The sequence below is a fragment of the Prosthecobacter sp. SYSU 5D2 genome (assembly GCF_039655865.1).
Taxonomy (GTDB): domain Bacteria; phylum Verrucomicrobiota; class Verrucomicrobiia; order Verrucomicrobiales; family Verrucomicrobiaceae; genus Prosthecobacter.
This window is the reverse complement of the sequence record NZ_JBBYXL010000003.1, coordinates 512,171-526,755: the sequence shown is the minus strand read 5'-3', so window position 1 is coordinate 526,755 and position 14,585 is coordinate 512,171. Positions and strand designations below refer to the sequence as shown.

Genomic DNA, 14,585 nt, shown 5'->3' with positions numbered 1-14,585 from the left:
TTTCATGGCCTCCAAGTCCCATACGAATTTTTCTCCGGCGCGAATCTGGACGCTGGCTGCGGCGACGGTGACGCAGCTTCTGCGCATGAAGATCCTGGTCTTTCTGCTCGTGTTCAGCTTCATCGTGGTGGCGGCGGGTTTTGCCTTTCCGGTGCTGAATCCGGAGCAGCAGCTTAAGCAGCTCAAGGATGTCTCCTTTGGCGCGCTGCAGGTTTTCAGCATCGTGATTGCCATCGTGGCCACGGCGCTGCTGCTGCCACGGGATCTGGAGGACCGGACGCTCTACACGATTTTATCCAAACCGGTGCCGCGTTATGAATACCTGCTGGGCAAGCTGCTGGGGGTGATTTTGCTGATTGGAGCGGGTTTGATCCTGATGGACATCGCCTTTAGCGGGGTTCTTTATTTGCGGGAGAAGCTGCTGCTGTCGCAGATGGTGGAGGCGCTGAATGTGCAGGAGCAGGGGGATCTGGAATTCCTGAAAGGCTATGTGGCCAAGCAGGGGCTGACGTGGAATCTGCACCTGGGGGTGCTGGCGGTCTTTTTGAAGGCGGCGGTGGTCGCTTCCCTGGCGATGATGGTGTCCTGCTTTGCCAGCAGCACGCTGTTCACGGTGGTGATCACCTTTTGTGCGGTCATCATCGGCCATGGGCAGGCCATGATGCGGGATTTTTTCCTCAATGGGAAGATGACGGAGGTGATGGAAAAGGGGCTGTCCGCGCTGCTGGCCATCCTGACGCCGGACCTGGGTGTTTTTGACGTGGTGGAAAATGTGATCCAGGGGGAGGTGGTGACCTGGGCGGCCACGCAGGTGATGCTGGGCACGGCGGCCATGTATGTGGTGGGCTACTGCGTGGTGTCCCACCTGCTCTTTGTGGAGAAGGAACTCTGATGAAAAGGAAGCTGCAAGCTCTGATGGTGATCCTGCTTCTGGGCGTGGTAAAGCTGCCCGTGGAGGAAGCTGCCACGCGCTACCTGCGTGAGGTGAAGCTGCTGAGCGCGCCGCTGGACATGAGCGTGCGCGACAGCATCGGCCAGATGGGCATTGCGGCGTCCCTGGGCGGGATGCGGTCGCTGGTGGCCAGCCTCACGTACCTGCAGGCGTATGATTCCTGGGCGAATGTGGACTGGGCGCGGGTGGACTCTTATTTTCGCCTGACGACGACGCTGCAACCGCGCTATGACAAGTACTGGGATGAGGCGGCCTGGCACATGGCCTACAATGCGGCGACAAATTACCTGGGCAGGACAGAGCTGAATCCGGCGGTACGGGGGAAGCTGTTTCACGACCACATCCAGCGCGGCGTGGATATCCTGCAAGAAGGGCTGCGGGTGCTGCCGCAAAGCACCCGGCTATGGAACACCCTGGCGGAGGTGTATGAGCGCCGGGTGGTGGACCCGACAAAGGCGGGAGACGCCTATCTGAAGGTGTATGAGCTTTCCAAAGACGTCCGGTATGCGCGGCTGTCGGCGTATCAGTATGCCAGTACAAGCGACCCGGCTTTGTGGCAGAAGGCGTATGATTTATTAAAGGTGTCCTATGACCAAAATAAAAAGACGCCGAGCCTGATCAATGTGATGAAACAACTGGAGGAGAAGCTCAAGGTGCCGATGGAAAAGCGCATCAAGGAGGATGTGGTGCCGATGGGGCAGGGAATGATGGGGCCGCAGTGAGAAATGATGGCGCTGAGCAAGTGCCACTCATTCTCAGAGGGTCTTGAAGGGCCACTTGGTCATGAACCAGAGGCCGAAGGTGTGGTTGTGCTCCCAGATGCGGCCGCCGCGGCGCTGGAGGGTCTGCTCCATGAAGCCGAACTCCATGCGGGTGTGCTCACTGAGCTTGTGGCCGATGCCAATGAAGGCGCGGTTTTGGTCGAAATGGTTGCCGCTGACGTTGTTGCCAAAGTTAAACATGACTTCATCCCAGAGAATGAGGAAGGTGCGCTTGCTTTCCGTGAGGGGAATGGTGGTGCGCAGGAGGTAACGGAGGCGGTTTTCATAACGCCAGTTTTCGACGTTCCAGTCATTGCCCGCGCCTTCCATTTCGCCGATCCAGCGCTGCTCCAGGCGCAGGCGGTGCTGCCATTCGAGGCCGAGGGCTTTGGCGGTGTAAACAACCTGCTCCCAGGCGCGGTGCTCAGGGAAGTCAAACGCGACCGGGTAGTCGCCATAACGATAAGTCATGGCGTAGGCCCAGCCGGCGCTGAACTGGAGGGTGGGGCTGAGGGTGTAGTTGATGCCCGGACGGATGAGCCACTGCTGCCATTCGTCCCCCATCTCCGCACGGCGGACCTGGCCCTCCAGGTGGAGGCCCCAAGGACTGCTGCCGAACTGGTGGTCGCCATTATAAATGAACCAGAGATGGCCGTTGGAATCGTGGACATTGTCTGAGGCGGCAAGCGGAGCGGCCAGGCAAACAAGGGCGAGGATGGTGAACAGGGTGCGCTTCATCATGGGCAAAATTTTACGTACCCAGTGAGGGCGGTCTGGCAAGGAATGAATGCCTTTAGACCGGCGGGTGCCGGAGCTCCGGATGCCGGGCCTGATGACGGAAATACCGCTGAACTTTGAGTTAGGTCAAAGGAGGGATTTGACGGTGCGCCTGAGGGTTTTGCCCCGGCGCGGTTTGCCTTCACTGGCGGGTTTGTACCATTCTTCGTGGGTTTCATCGATGTCCACGTGGCCGCCGGTTTTCTCGTGGTTTTCACGCCAGCCGTGGAGGGATTCAAAGGCGGCGTGGTCCACAAAGTCCACGGCGAGGTCAATGTCCACATGGCGGCCGGGAGGAATGGTGGAAAGGGCGGCATTGAGCCTGGGTACGCAGGCAAAGGTGAGGGTGCCCTCGATGAGGACATGCCATTTGTCCTGGCGCTGCTCGATCTTGATATCGGTGAGGGAAAGGCGGCGGAGGGCGAAGAAAACGGAGAGGCCTAGACCGATACCGACACCGGCGAGGAGGTTGACGCAGGTCACTCCCAACAACGTGGCAAAGTAGATGGGCGCTTCGTTGTGGGTACGGAGCTCGCGGATGTGGTGGAGGTTCACCAGATTGATGCCGACGTGGACCAGAAGGCCCGCCAGGACGGCAAGAGGGACCTGCTCGATGACGCCGCCCAGGAACAGGGCGAAGATGAGGATCCAGACGCCGTGAAAGACGGCTGACCAGCGGCTGACACCACCGGCAATGATGTTGGCGGAGGAACGGACGATGACGCCGGTGATGGGCAGGCCGCCGAGGAGGCCGGAGGCGAGATTGCCAACGCCCTGGGCGCGCAGCTCCTTGTCCAGATCTGAGCGGACGCCGGAGTGCAGCTTGTCCGTGGCGACGGCGCAGAGGAGGGACTCGATGCTGGCGATGATGGCGACGGTGAGGACGGCGATGGTGAATCCGCTCCAGTCGGTGGGGAGGGCGAGGCTGGTGAATTCAAATTTCTCCGGCAGGTCCACACGGCTGACCTCCATGCCGGCGACGATGGAAACGGTGGTGCCCAGGGCAACGGCGGCGAGCGGCCCCGGAATCATCTTGAGAGCCTTGAAGGTCAGCTTATTCCAGAGGATGAGGACGGCGATGGTGAGGAATCCGAGGATGGCGGCTGAGGGATTGATGAGACCGAGCTGCTTGGGAAGGGTGATCAAATTCACCAAAGGAGAGCTCTGAGGATCCGCGCCGAGCACGACATGAATCTGCGCCAGGGCGATGGAGATGCCGATGCCTGCGAGCATGCCGTGTACGACGGCCGGGGCGATGATGAGCGTGCCGCGGGCGACCTTGAACATGCCTAACAAAAATTGCAATGCGCCAGCGCAGGCGGTGATGACGCACATGGTTTCCCAGCCGTACTGCTGCACCAGGCCCGCCACGACGACGGTGAGGCCGGCGGCCGGGCCAGAAACCTGGAGGGGCGAGCCAGCGAGAAGTCCGGTAATGATGCCGCCGACCACGGCGCCGATGAGGCCGGCCATGATGGGCGCGCCGGAGGCAAAGGCGATGCCGAGAGACAGCGGAACTGCGACGAGAAAGACAACAAGGGAGGCGGGCAGATCGCGGCGAAGGGTATTCATGTTTTGAGCAGGAACCGGGCACTTTGCCTTACGGGCGCATCCATGGACCGTCAACGACGATGGCTTCACACGCCTGGTTCTGTGGGCTGATGAGGACAATTGGGAGCAAGAAGGGGGCAAAATTGGAACAATAGGCGGCGTTAAATCCCCAACGCGTCCGTGCAAAGCGCCTTGCACATCCCTGTTCTGGCCCGAAAAGTCTGTGCATCCCCCATTATGAATGCGCGTAACATTGCCTTCTTTCTCGTCGTCGCCGCGCTCGGCTACGGCATCTGGTATTATCATTCCGATGCAGGCCGCCTGCGTCAGGAAATGGAAGAAATGAAAGCCTCTCACAGGCTTGCCCTGGATACAAAGGACGAGGAACTTCAGCGCACACTGGCTGCCCAAAATGAGCAGCATCAGGCCGCGATGCAGAATCTGAATGAAGAGTATGACCAGAAGCTGACGGAACTGCGGCAGGGGCAGCGCCAGCAGATGGCGACGGCGTACAAGGAATTTGAAAACATTTTTTCCGGCAACAAGCAGACGATTGAATACATCAACCTGCTGGAGGGCAAGGTAAAGGCCGGGCAGGAGCTTTCCAAAAACGAGGTTGAGCGGCTGACCATCATCACCAGCGGCATCAGCTTTTTGCAAAAGCAGTATCAGAAGCCGATGATGGAATTCACGGCGCTGCAGGATTACTTTGAAACGGCGGCCAGCCGGACGAGCGAGCGGCCAAAGGCAGGCTTCTTCAAGCGCATGTTCAGCAAAGAGGCCCGCGAGGCGGAAAAGGAGGCTCTGCGCGAGGAGGGTGCTCGCCGTGCCTTTACGGAAGCGCAGGGCAAGTTTGAGACGGTGTATGCCTCCGCCCAGCGGTCCATGCGCGGGGTGAACCTGGATGCGGATGCGCAGATCCGGAAGCTGAACGAACTGGTGGAGGACAAGCGGTTGGCGAACGCGGAGGACTTGTCCTCCTTCTTCAACCAGGCCCGCCAGGCGCTGCGCACGCACCAGGACGTGCTGGACTTTGAGCCGGAGGCCGTGCCACAGCCTCTGCGCGTGCAGCCGTGATTTCGGGGCAAGTAAAGCTTGCCTGGAGACGTATTATTCTGTCACGCTTCAATCCTTTTATGGAAAATAACCCCACTGCCTCCTCTCGTCGCGATTTTCTGAAGACCACCACGAAAACAGTGGTCGGCCTGTCCACTTTATCTGGCATCACCCTGCCGCATGTCCATGCTGCCGGTGATGATACCATCAACATTGCCCTGGTGGGCTGCGGCGGCCGTGGCACGGGCGCGGCCAGCAACTCCATGGGGGTGAAGCAAAGCACGCGCCTCATTGCGATGGCGGACGTGCAGCAAAACCGCCTGGAGGCCAGCTTCAACGGACTGAGCGCCAAGCACCCGGACCGGTTCTCCGTTTCTGAGGACGCCAAGTTCATCGGCTTCGATGCCTACAAGCAGGCCATTGACATGCTGAAGCCGGGTGACGTGGTCGTTCTCGCCACACCGCCTGCGTTCCGCTGGGTACAGTTCAAGTACGCCATTGATAAAGGCGTGAACGTGTTCATGGAAAAGCCGATCTGCGTGGACGGCCCCAGCGGCAAGCGCATGCTGGAGCTGGGAAAGGAGGCGGATGCCAAGGGCATGAAGGTGGGCGTGGGCCTGATGTGCCGCCACTGCCGCGTGCGCGGGGAGCTTTTCGACCGCATCCAGCAGGGGGAGATTGGCGATATCATCCTGGGCCGTGCCTACCGTCTGCAAGGACCGGTGGGCACCTGCTTCACGCTGCCGCGTGATGGGGAGAAGGATGAGAGCGAGCTGCTCTGGCAGATCAAAAACTTCCACTCCTTCCTCTGGGCCAGCGGCGGTGCCTTCAGTGATTTTAACATCCACAACATTGATGAAATCTGCTGGATGAAGAACGATTTCCCGATTGAGGCGAAGGCCACGGGCGGACGCACGGAACGTGGCGACCACATTGACCAGAACTTCGACCATTACAGCGTGGAATACACCTTCCGCGATGGCAGCAAATTCTGGCTGGAAGGCCGCAATGCGATGAAGACGCACAATGAATTTGCCTCCTACGTGCATGGCAGCAAGGGCATGGCTGTGGTCTCCACCGCCGGGCACTTCCCGTCCAAGGCGATGACCTTCAAGGGGCAGAACAAGAACCCGTCGGAGATTATCTGGCGCGGCAAGCAGCCGGAGCCAAATCCCTATGACATGGAGTGGCAGGACCTCATTGATGCCATCATCAACAACAAGCCGTACAATGAAGTGGAGCGTGGCGCGAAGGCCAGCCTCGTAACTGTGATGGGCCGCATGGCGGCGCACACCGGCCAGCTCGTCACCTATGACCAGGTGGTGAACCACGACCATGAATTCGCCCCGAACGCGGACAAGCTGACGCTGGACGGTCCTGCGCCGCTGCTGGCCGATGCGAATGGCAAGTATCCGATTCCGTTCCCAGGCCGGAATGGCATGTATGAATACGTGGTGGGCGCCTGAGGTGGCCTAACGATGAGTTAAAAAAAAGGCACCGGGATTTTTCCCGGTGCCTTTTTTTTGAATGACGAATGATTCAGCCTTGGCGGCAACGAATGATCAAACGTCACACGGTGGCGAAGGCTGCCATCAGCCGACCTGGGTCCAGGAGGCGTTGGCCTTGCTGGAGGCGACGACGGCTTCGATGAAGGCCATGCCGCGGATGCCGTCTTCGATCTTGGGAAAATCGTTTTCGATGGCGGTGGGTTCGCGGTTTTCCAGGCGGGCGCGGAGGGTGTTGGCGAAGTTTTTGTAGATGTTCGCAAAGCCTTCCAGGTAACCTTCCGGGTGGGCGGGCGGGGTACGGCCTGCGGCGGCGGCGGCGGCACCGAGATAGCCGTTGGCGGTGCGATAGACCTGCATCGGCTGGTCGGGCCATTTGACGAGCATGGTGTTAGGCTCCTTCTGGTGCCATTCGATGCTGCCTTTCTCCCCATAGACGCGGATGTTGAGGTTGTTCTCCTCACCCACGCTGATCTGGGAGCAGTGGAGGACGCCTTTGGCCCCGTTGTCAAAACGGAGGAGGATGTTGGCATCGTCATCCAGGAGGCGGCCTTCGACGAAGGTGGAGAGGTCGGCGGCCAGTTCGCTGATCTTCAGGCCGGTGATGTATTCGGCCAGGTTTTCGGCATGGGTGCCGATATCGCCCACGCAGCCGGCGGCACCGGATTTGGTCGGGTCGGTGCGCCAGGCGGCCTGCTTCTGGCCGCTCTCCTCGATGCGGGTAGCCAGCCAGCCTTGTGGATATTCGACGACGACTTTGCGGATTTTTCCAAGGGTGCCGTTGAGCACCATCTCACGGGCCTGCTTCACCAGCGGGTAGCCGGTGTAGTTGTGGGTGAGGCCGTAGAGGAGGCCGGTTTTTTCCACCAGCTCACCCAGCTCCTTCGCTTCCTTCAGGTCAAAGGTGGCTGGCTTGTCACTGAGGACGTGGAAGCCGTTTTCCAGGGCCATTTTGGCAGGCGGGAAATGCACATGGTTGGGCGTGACGATGGCGATGAAGTCCATGCGCTCACCCTCTGGCAGGGCGGCCTCGGCCTTGATCATTTCCTCGTAGCTGCCGTAGCAGCGGTCTGGCGGCAGGAAGAGGTCCGCGCCGCTGTCCTTGGATTTTTGGGGGTCGGAGGAGAAGGCTCCGCAGACGAGTTCGATCTGCTGATCGAGCGCTGCTGCAATGCGGTGCACACCGCCGATGAAAGCGCCGCGTCCGCCGCCGACCATGCCATAACGAATTTTCCGGCTCATAAACAAATCTTGGATAACTGGGTTTTGGGTTGTGAAAGGAGCGCGAGTTTGGCGCAGGCGCACCGGGTGGGTCAAGCGCGGAGCACAGGTTTCATGAGGAAACGGCGGCAGTTTATACAACCACGGAAACGATTTTACTTTTTCAGTGGGTTGCTGTGTCACAGCAGGAGAGTAAAATGCGATATCATGCCAGCCTCCAAAGCCGGGACCCATTCTGCCCCAGGTGATGCCATGCCTGCACGCCTGGAGGACCTGCCCAATATTGGCAAAAGTCTGGCGGCGGATCTGCGTAGTGCGGGCATCCGGGTGCCGCAGGATCTGCTGGCCAAAGACATGCGTGTGCTGTTTGCGGAACTGGTGCCGGTGATGGGCCATCGGCATGATCCCTGTGTGTTTTATACGCTGCTGGCGGTCAGGCACTATTTGCAGCATGCGGAGGCTTTGCCGTGGTGGAAATTCACTGCCATTGGCAAGGAGATGCTGGGAAAAGATTGAGCAAATCGTTTGTTAGGCGTGGATTGGTCTGCGGAGACTTCTTTCATGCGGGAACCGAAAGTTGAATGAGTTTCGAATAAACATGGAACCGCTCCCATCTAATCCACCGCTTATGAAAACTCATTTCTTTTCCAAGACACGCAACGTCAGTGCTGTGGTTGTGGCCGCCATTGGCCTGCTTGCAGTGGCTCCTGATTCCGAAGCCCGCGACAAGGACAGAGGTCCTTCCAAAGGCAAGGGCCCTTCCAAAAGCTGGTTTAGCAAAGGCAAAGGCAAAGGGCATGACCACGACCATGACCGCCACCGTCATGATGACGATGACCGCCGCCGTTTCTTTTCCCATCCGCGCAGCAGCTTTACGGTGACCCTGGGCAACGGTTATGCCGGGCGCGGTTACTACTACGGTCCTCCGAATGCCTCGTATTATTACCAGGGCAGCGGCGTGTCCTATTACAGCAGCCGGGAGCGCGTGCCGCAGCAGTACTGGGGACACCAGCCATCCTACCGCTCGTATGAGGCATCTGTGCAGCGGGCTCTGGCCCAGCGCGGCTATTACCGGGGGCCCATCGATGGCATCATGGGGCCTGGCTCGCGGGATGCAGTCGCACGTTATCAGCGGGACCGCCGTCTGGCGGTGACGGGTAACGTCAATACGGATGTGTTGCGCTCCCTGGGCCTGCTTTAAGGCTCCTTCAAAACGATTCAACGGGTCACCGGCGCTGCCGGTGGCCCGTTTCCGTTGTGGGCTGCTTGCGAAAGTGCAAACTCACAAAGCATCAGCAAACCTCCCGCCACCAGGAGGATGATGGCTCCGAATGCAGCATAAAACCCAGCAATCAGAAAAGGAAATGACGGACATTCATATATAAAGTATTCGAACTCATCCTCTGGTCGAAAACTACTCTGTTCCAGGTAACTTAATGCCAGGAAATCAACCCAGCACAAAACCGTCACGGCGCTGAAAATCAAGGCAGACCGAAAGCTCCACTTTCGGATCGTGGAGCGACCTCTCTCACTGACGGCCCAGCGACCTGCGGCTTTGAGCTGATTCATTTATGTTCGGAAAGAATGTCTCCTGTAAACCAGGCAAACCTCAAACATCACACACCATGCAGGCATGCCGCAACGCCAGCACCGGATCGTCCCAAGTCGGGATGAATTCGTGGGCGACGTAGTCGTGATAGCCGATCTCCAGGACGGTTTTCATGATGGCTGGGTAGTTGATCTCCTGGTTCTCGTCCAGCTCGCAGCGGCCAGGATTGCCGGCGGTGTGCAGGTGGCCGATGTATTCTTTGTGCTGACGCAGACGGCGAATGACGTCGCCGTTCATGATGCTGACGTGATAGATGTCAAAGAGCAGCTTGAAGTTCTCGCTGCCGACCTGCTTGATGAGGTCCACGCAGAAGTCAACATCATCGCCGAAGTATCCTGGGTGGCCTTTCATGGGATGGGTGTCATCACGGCTATTGAGGTGCTCCAGCACGAGGGTGATGCCTTTTTTCTCGGCATGCGGCAGGACGACCTTCCAGGTGTCCAGGCAGTTTTGGATAGCCTGGTCGCGGTCCATGCCGTCGTATTTCATGCCGGTGAAGGTGATGACTTTTTTGCACCCGACATCGGCGGCCACGTCAATGCTGTCCGTCAGGGCCTTGATGACTTCATCTTTATAAGTGGGATTGCACGGGCCTTTGGCGAAGCCGTGCGAGCCGACGAGGCTGATGCCGAGGCCCATTTTCTTCACCTCAGGATACAGTTTTTTATCAATGCCCTCGATGCCGACGAGGCCGATGTCCTTGGCGTGTTGCGCGAGGACGAGCATGTCCATCGGCTTCCAGCACCAGCCCATAAGCGTGTGCTTGATGCCGCTGTTTTTGATTTTGTAGGCGGGATCGGCGGCGGCTTTGTCAATGGAGACGGCGGCGGCGCGGGGGGTCATGGCCAAGCCGGCGGAAGCGGTGGCCAGGGCGGTGGTGGAGCGGAAAAAGGAACGGCGGTTCATGAGGCAAAAGGGAACGTACTCAGAAACATGAAACCATCACCCGGTTGCAAGCCTGGAATTGCGGCAGGGGTAAAAAGGCCCAAATTAGACATTCTCATCCGCCGCCGCTTTCCGCCCCCAGAGCCGCCGCACGGGCTCCCAAAGCTGGCCGGGCAGGTGCTGCGGGAAGGGCTCCGTGATGCCGAAGTCCTCCGGCACCCGGCCACGTGGCATGTAAAAGGTGCCAAACAGCAGGTCCCACACGGGAAACAAACCCGCGAAGTTTTTATCCCAGGCCTCCCTCTGGCGGCTGTGGTGCCAGCGATGGAAAACGGGCGTGGCGATGACATAGCGCAGCGGGCCGAAGTCCCAGTCCACCCGCGCATGCAGGAAGATGGCATACAGGGTGAAAAGTGGTGCGGTGGAGAGGGTGACCCAGGGATTGAACCCGAGCAGCAGCAGCGGCGTGACCTGGATAAATTTGTTCACCAGGTCATTCACCGGATGCACGCGGATGCTGCTCAGCCAGTCCAGGTCCTCGGAGCTGTGATGCACCGCGTGGAAGGGCCACCAGCGCCCGCCATGAAAAAGGCGGTGGCTCCAGTAACCCAACAGGTCCGCCAGTAGGTAAATCTCCACTGCCTGCAACCAGAGCGGCTGGCCGCCCACCAGACCAAAACCCGCATACGACTGCTGCCGGAAGTCCTCCACACTGGCCACTCCGCACCAGACCAGAAGCGCCGCCGGAAGGATGAGGCCCGTCTTGGTCAGCACCCGCGTCACAAAAGGGGTGAAAAAGAAATAACCCACATCCGTCAGCCACCCACGCCGCAGCAGTGGTCCCCGTGCCCGACCCAGACCGCGCTCGATGACCAGGAAGAGGACCGCCAGGAAGACCAGGCCGAAGAGGGTGTTTTGGAGGGAAGGGGCCACGGGAGGTCTAACGGCAAAGTGGCCGGGCGGTAACGGGAAGAACTGTTTTTTTGGCGGGCTTTGAGGAAACCGTTTTCAGTTTTCGGAGTCCCGGGTCTGAAAACTGCATATTGTACACTGCATACCGTTTTACTGATACTCCCATGCCTCTCAATGCCCGTTTGTTCATCTGGTTCCGGCTGCTGTTTAACTGCCGCCTTTATTATCCCATCTTCACCGTCCTGTTTCTGGATCTGGGGCTGAGCATTGGGGAGTTCGCCGCGCTGAATGTGGTGTGGGCCATTACGATTGTCCTGCTGGAAGTGCCGTCTGGTGCGCTGGCGGACCAGTTTGGCAGAAGGCCGCTCATCGTGGCCGCCGGGTGGCTGATGGTGGCGGAGATGGCGGTGCTGTGCCTCATGCCGGTGGGAAATCGTGACGTGGTGCTGTGGCTGTTTGTGCTGAACCGCATCCTCAGCGGCACGGCGGAGGCGGCGGCCAGCGGCGCGGATGAGGCGCTGGCCTATGACTCGCTTCCAGAGGCAGAAAGACCAGCGATGTGGCCCCGGCTCATGGCCCAGCTCAGCCGGGCCATGGCGATTGGCTTCATCATCACCTCCATCAGCGGCGGCCTGCTCTATGATCATGAAAAGGTCACGGCGGCGCTTGGTTGGATCGGTTTCAACGACCTCAGCCGTGAGTGGACGATGAAGATCCCGCTGGGGCTGAATTTCCTCATCGGAGTGGCCTGCCTGCTGGTGACGCTGCGCATGAAGGAGCCAGTAATGGCAGAAAGCGAGGCGCTGAAAACGGGAGGCGGATGGCTGCATGAGGCGCGGCTGGCGCTGGGGCGCATTTTGGAAACCGGGCGCTGGATCTGGAACACGCAGGCGGCCTTCACGCTCATCCTGCTGGGCGTGTTGTTTGACAGCATCATCCGCCTCTTCCTCACGGTCAGCAGCAATTTCTACCGCCTCGTCGGCATCTCGGAGGCCTGGTATGGCGTCATTGGTACGGTCGCTTCCCTCCTCGGCCTGGCCACGGCGGGCCTCATGGAGCGCATGGCCACGAAGGGAAGTTTGAAAGGAAACTTTGCCTGGCTGACGGTGATGACCTTCACCGGCCTGTGGTTCGCCGCGCATCCGCAGCCGGGTTTTGCCGGTGTGGCGCTGGTGGTGCCGCTGATGCTGGGCATGCGCTTTTTGCAGTTCTTCCTGTCGCATTATCTGAATGCCATTGTGGATTCCTCCCGCCGCGCCACGGCATTGAGCTTTCGTGGGCTGACGATGAACCTGGCCTATGGCGTGATGACGCTGCTGTTCGGCTGGCACACCGGCTGGTTGCAGGGGCGGATGGGCCTGCCTGCGGAGGATACGCGGGTCTTTGCCACCAGCCTCACCTGGTGGCCCTGGTGGTTTTTGGGAACGCTGGCGGCGTCGCTGCTGTGGCTGCGCCTGAGGCGGTATGGAGAGACGACGAATCGCCAGCTTTGAAAAAAATCCGATGCCGACGGATCGTCGGCGCTCCATGTTGTCTGCCCCATGCCTCGCATCCCGGAAGAAACCCTGCAGCAAGTGCTCGCCGCCACGGACATCGTGGACCTGGTGGGGCGCTCCGTGAAGCTGCGCCGGGCGGGGACGAACTGGGTGGGCCTGTGCCCGTTTCACAACGAAAAGTCGCCTTCGTTCAATGTGCGGCCTTCCACGAATTCCTACCACTGCTTCGGCTGCGGCGCGGGCGGGAATGCGTTTCGTTTTGTCATGGAGCATGACGGGCTCACGTTCATGGAGGCCGTGAAACGCCTGGCGGACAGCGCGGGCATCCGCATCGAGGAGGAAGTGTGGGATGCCAATGCGGAGGCCATCGCCAAGCAGCGCAGCGCCCTCATCCGCGTGCATCAGGAGATCTCCGCCTGGTATCACCAGCTGCTCATGAAGCACCCGATGGCCGATGCCGCGCGCCAGTATCTGAAAAACCGTGGCATCACGGCGGAGGTGGCCAAGAACTGGCAGCTCGGCTACGCACCGCCGAACACGCCGCCGCTGCGCGAATGGGCCATGAAAAACAAGGTCGGCTCCGGCCTGCTCATCGAGGCGGGCATCCTGGCCACCAGCGAGGAACGCGGCGATGCCTACCCGCGCTTCCGGCACCGCCTGATGTTTCCCATCCGCAATGACAACGGCGAGGTCATCGCCTTCAGCGGCCGCGTTTTGGAAGCCGATGCCAAGGCCGCCAAATACCTGAACTCGCCCGAGACGCTGCTCTTCAACAAAAGCAAAGTCCTCTTCGGGTTCGACAAATCCAAGCGCGCCATTTCCAAAGCCGGGCAGGCCATCGTCTGCGAAGGCCAGATCGACACCCTCATGGTCTATGAGGCCGGGTTTCAAAACGTCGTCGCAGGGCAGGGGACCGCGTTTACCGAATATCACGCCAAGGCCCTCAAGCGCCAGGCCGATGAAATCGTGCTCTGCTACGATTCCGACAACGCCGGCTACAAGGCCGCCGAGCGTGCCTTCCAGGCATTGGCCCCCTATGGGCTCATTGTCAAAGTGGCCACGCTTCCCAAAGGCGAGGACCCGGATTCCTACATCCGCAAAAACGGCGTGGACGCCTTTGGCGAGCTGGTCAAATCGGCCAAAGACTTCGTGGATTATCAACTGGCCAGCGTCGGCTCCCGGCGCGATCTCACGGAGATGCGCGAGCGGATTAAATTCGCCGAGGAGATGGCGGAGAACGTCAAGCTCTTCGACACACCCATGGCTAAGGAGACGACCATCCAGCGCGTGGCCCGCAGCCTGGGCATCTCAGATGAAATCATGCGCAAGCTTGTGGTAAAGGCCGCGAAGGGAGTTCCTAACCGTAACAAAAAAGAAGAAGTCTCTCAAAATTCCGTGGAGAAGCTCTTAGCTATTCAAAACCCAATTGCTTTGATGCTTTGCCGTCTAACGCTAGGGGACTTTGAACTCCTTTCATGGATGCGCCAAAATGGCGACCCGAAAATTTTAGATGACCTACCAGGGATGGATTTATTGTCTTCCCTCTGGCTCGCAGACTTTGATCCCACAAACGAAGAATCATTTAATAGCTATTTATCGACCCTGGATCAAAGCTATCAGAACGCCATCACCAATATACGGCAATTTGGCAAACCCCCTGGTGAATTAATTGATGTAAAACATAGTTTACAAATTCTTTCTTGTACACGTCTCCAGCAACAACTGCAACGCCTGCAAACTCAGCTAAAGCAACCGGACATAGATTCCCAAGAAGCCGCCGATATCCAGCGAGAGGTTTTGGATCTGTATAAGGAGCTTAGGGAGGCGCAGAAAGGCGTGGGGCCCAGCAAGGGGCCATGA

Annotated in this window: 14 protein-coding genes; 8 read left to right on the top strand and 6 right to left on the bottom strand. The window is 59.2% G+C overall.

The genetic code is table 11. From position 1 onward, the window contains the following. Nucleotides 1-4: 4 nt before the first annotated feature. Together WJU23_RS07250 and WJU23_RS07245 are read left to right on the top strand one after the other, a co-directional pair. Entirely contained in the window at nucleotides 5-892 is an 888-nt protein-coding gene (locus tag WJU23_RS07250) for an ABC transporter permease subunit (RefSeq protein ID WP_346331875.1), read from the top strand. A 23-nt stretch (nucleotides 893-915) separates the two neighbouring features. Continuing rightward, a complete protein-coding gene (locus tag WJU23_RS07245; RefSeq protein WP_346331874.1) occupies nucleotides 916-1,674 on the top strand; it encodes a hypothetical protein in 759 nt (252 codons plus the stop codon). 33 nt (nucleotides 1,675-1,707) lie between these two features. Here WJU23_RS07245 and WJU23_RS07240 read toward each other — a convergent pair whose 3' ends face one another. Both WJU23_RS07240 and WJU23_RS07235 read right to left on the bottom strand, forming a co-directional pair. Beyond that, on the bottom strand, nucleotides 1,708-2,454 hold the full coding sequence (locus WJU23_RS07240) for a DUF2490 domain-containing protein (RefSeq protein ID WP_346331873.1): 747 nt from the start codon (nucleotides 2,452-2,454) through the stop codon (nucleotides 1,708-1,710). Nucleotides 2,455-2,577: 123 nt separating this feature from the next. Continuing rightward, complete coding sequence (locus WJU23_RS07235) at nucleotides 2,578-4,062, bottom strand: SulP family inorganic anion transporter (protein WP_346331872.1); 1,485 nt, start codon at nucleotides 4,060-4,062, stop codon at nucleotides 2,578-2,580. 216 nt (nucleotides 4,063-4,278) lie between these two features. On the opposite strand from WJU23_RS07235, the gene WJU23_RS07230 reads away from it, so the two are divergent. Together WJU23_RS07230 and WJU23_RS07225 are read left to right on the top strand one after the other, a co-directional pair. Continuing rightward, nucleotides 4,279-5,118, top strand: coding sequence for a hypothetical protein (locus WJU23_RS07230; RefSeq protein ID WP_346331871.1), 840 nt, complete (start codon nucleotides 4,279-4,281; stop codon nucleotides 5,116-5,118). A 59-nt stretch (nucleotides 5,119-5,177) separates the two neighbouring features. Then, the gene (locus tag WJU23_RS07225; RefSeq protein ID WP_346331870.1) at nucleotides 5,178-6,563 is read left to right on the top strand and encodes a Gfo/Idh/MocA family oxidoreductase; all 1,386 of its coding nucleotides are present in this window, start codon (nucleotides 5,178-5,180) and stop codon (nucleotides 6,561-6,563) included. A 126-nt stretch (nucleotides 6,564-6,689) separates the two neighbouring features. Here the strand turns inward: WJU23_RS07225 and WJU23_RS07220 are convergent, their stop codons facing one another. Continuing rightward, nucleotides 6,690-7,844, bottom strand: coding sequence for a Gfo/Idh/MocA family oxidoreductase (locus WJU23_RS07220; protein ID WP_346331869.1), 1,155 nt, complete (start codon nucleotides 7,842-7,844; stop codon nucleotides 6,690-6,692). A 231-nt stretch (nucleotides 7,845-8,075) separates the two neighbouring features. On the opposite strand from WJU23_RS07220, the gene WJU23_RS07215 reads away from it, so the two are divergent. After that, entirely contained in the window at nucleotides 8,076-8,339 is a 264-nt protein-coding gene (locus WJU23_RS07215) for a helix-hairpin-helix domain-containing protein (protein ID WP_346331868.1), read from the top strand. 112 nt (nucleotides 8,340-8,451) lie between these two features. Beyond that, nucleotides 8,452-9,024: a peptidoglycan-binding domain-containing protein gene (locus tag WJU23_RS07210; RefSeq protein ID WP_346331867.1), complete on the top strand. Its 573-nt coding sequence runs from the start codon at nucleotides 8,452-8,454 to the stop codon at nucleotides 9,022-9,024. 17 nt (nucleotides 9,025-9,041) lie between these two features. Here the strand turns inward: WJU23_RS07210 and WJU23_RS07205 are convergent, their stop codons facing one another. The 3 genes from WJU23_RS07205 to WJU23_RS07195 form a co-directional block, all read right to left on the bottom strand. After that, the gene (locus WJU23_RS07205; RefSeq protein ID WP_346331866.1) at nucleotides 9,042-9,392 is read right to left on the bottom strand and encodes a hypothetical protein; all 351 of its coding nucleotides are present in this window, start codon (nucleotides 9,390-9,392) and stop codon (nucleotides 9,042-9,044) included. 40 nt (nucleotides 9,393-9,432) lie between these two features. Next, entirely contained in the window at nucleotides 9,433-10,338 is a 906-nt protein-coding gene (locus WJU23_RS07200) for a TIM barrel protein (RefSeq protein ID WP_346331865.1), read from the bottom strand. 84 nt (nucleotides 10,339-10,422) lie between these two features. Next, nucleotides 10,423-11,250, bottom strand: coding sequence for a sterol desaturase family protein (locus WJU23_RS07195; RefSeq protein ID WP_346331864.1), 828 nt, complete (start codon nucleotides 11,248-11,250; stop codon nucleotides 10,423-10,425). 143 nt (nucleotides 11,251-11,393) lie between these two features. Between WJU23_RS07195 and WJU23_RS07190 the strand changes: the two genes are divergently transcribed. Together WJU23_RS07190 and dnaG are read left to right on the top strand one after the other, a co-directional pair. After that, the gene (locus tag WJU23_RS07190) at nucleotides 11,394-12,722 is read left to right on the top strand and encodes an MFS transporter (protein WP_346331863.1); all 1,329 of its coding nucleotides are present in this window, start codon (nucleotides 11,394-11,396) and stop codon (nucleotides 12,720-12,722) included. A 48-nt stretch (nucleotides 12,723-12,770) separates the two neighbouring features. Beyond that, nucleotides 12,771-14,585, top strand: coding sequence for a DNA primase (dnaG, locus tag WJU23_RS07185; RefSeq protein WP_346331862.1), 1,815 nt, complete (start codon nucleotides 12,771-12,773; stop codon nucleotides 14,583-14,585).

Bases quoted from the DNA above. Each gene is read 5' to 3' on its own strand.
- WJU23_RS07250 (WP_346331875.1), top strand. From the start codon at position 5: ATGGCCTCCAAGTCCCATACGAATTTTTCTCCGGCGCGAATCTGGACG.
- WJU23_RS07245 (WP_346331874.1), top strand. From the start codon at position 916: ATGGTGATCCTGCTTCTGGGCGTGGTAAAGCTGCCCGTGGAGGAAGCT.
- WJU23_RS07240 (WP_346331873.1), bottom strand. From the start codon at position 2,454: ATGATGAAGCGCACCCTGTTCACCATCCTCGCCCTTGTTTGCCTGGCC.
- WJU23_RS07235 (WP_346331872.1), bottom strand. From the start codon at position 4,062: ATGAATACCCTTCGCCGCGATCTGCCCGCCTCCCTTGTTGTCTTTCTC.
- WJU23_RS07230 (WP_346331871.1), top strand. From the start codon at position 4,279: ATGAATGCGCGTAACATTGCCTTCTTTCTCGTCGTCGCCGCGCTCGGC.
- WJU23_RS07225 (WP_346331870.1), top strand. From the start codon at position 5,178: ATGGAAAATAACCCCACTGCCTCCTCTCGTCGCGATTTTCTGAAGACC.
- WJU23_RS07220 (WP_346331869.1), bottom strand. From the start codon at position 7,844: ATGAGCCGGAAAATTCGTTATGGCATGGTCGGCGGCGGACGCGGCGCT.
- WJU23_RS07215 (WP_346331868.1), top strand. From the start codon at position 8,076: ATGCCTGCACGCCTGGAGGACCTGCCCAATATTGGCAAAAGTCTGGCG.
- WJU23_RS07210 (WP_346331867.1), top strand. From the start codon at position 8,452: ATGAAAACTCATTTCTTTTCCAAGACACGCAACGTCAGTGCTGTGGTT.
- WJU23_RS07205 (WP_346331866.1), bottom strand. From the start codon at position 9,392: ATGAATCAGCTCAAAGCCGCAGGTCGCTGGGCCGTCAGTGAGAGAGGT.
- WJU23_RS07200 (WP_346331865.1), bottom strand. From the start codon at position 10,338: ATGAACCGCCGTTCCTTTTTCCGCTCCACCACCGCCCTGGCCACCGCT.
- WJU23_RS07190 (WP_346331863.1), top strand. From the start codon at position 11,394: ATGCCTCTCAATGCCCGTTTGTTCATCTGGTTCCGGCTGCTGTTTAAC.
- dnaG (WP_346331862.1), top strand. From the start codon at position 12,771: ATGCCTCGCATCCCGGAAGAAACCCTGCAGCAAGTGCTCGCCGCCACG.